The organism is Pedobacter sp. MC2016-05, assembly GCF_026239735.1.
Classification (GTDB): Bacteria; Bacteroidota; Bacteroidia; order Sphingobacteriales; family Sphingobacteriaceae; genus Pedobacter.
Window position 1 is genome coordinate 1 of sequence record NZ_JAPIVT010000056.1, and the last position, 741, is coordinate 741.

At 35.2% G+C, this 741-nt stretch carries 1 pseudogene; it reads left to right on the plus strand.

Features of this window, described 5'->3' with window-relative positions:
• Positions 1–486, plus strand: a pseudogene (locus OQZ33_RS24155) (hypothetical protein); the annotation flags it as partial.
• Between the last annotated feature and the right edge of the window lie 255 nt (positions 487–741).

Genomic DNA, 741 nt, shown 5'->3' on the forward strand with positions numbered 1-741 from the left:
TTTAAAGGTAATAACATATTCGGGATGGGTCTTTTAAAATCCCCGTTTTATGAAAAAACGTTAATAGGCCACAATGGTGGAACTTACGGAAGTTATAGTGTATTATATACAAATCTTGAAGACGGTGCTACCTTTGCCATCACCACCAATGGCATGAATTTCGGTTTAAATGATTTATTCTTGGTACTGCTTAAAGCATATTATAATAAGCCCTACCAAATTCCCCTACAGCTTAAAGAAGAGGACCTTGATGAATTGCTTGGCAATTATGAAAGCAAAGAAAAGCCCTTAAAAATCTTAATTACTAAATCAGGTTCAGTCTTGGTAGCCCAGGCTACGGGTCAGCCGGCTTTCTCACTTGATGCAGTAAACAAAGACAATTTTAAGCGTGAGCAGTATGACGTTGAGTTGAGATTTAATCGTGCCAAAGGTGAAATGATTTTAGTCCAGGACGGTAAAAATTATAAGTATGTACTGGTCAGGTAGGATCAGCAGATTTGTTTAAGTATGCTAAAAGAATGGACAAGCTCCAGTTGGAAAGCATAAAAGATCATAGAACAAGAAAAATTAAACCCATCGCAAAGTGTTGATTATTGATCGGTAGATAAAGCACCTGATATAAAATGCTGTCTTAAACGAAACTTTTTCTATGCCCTGTTTTTTTCAAAATCTTTTATCAAACGCTAAAAATCTTGAAAGATGTTCTAAGAATTTAACGTTTTCTTTATGAAAGCAAAATGC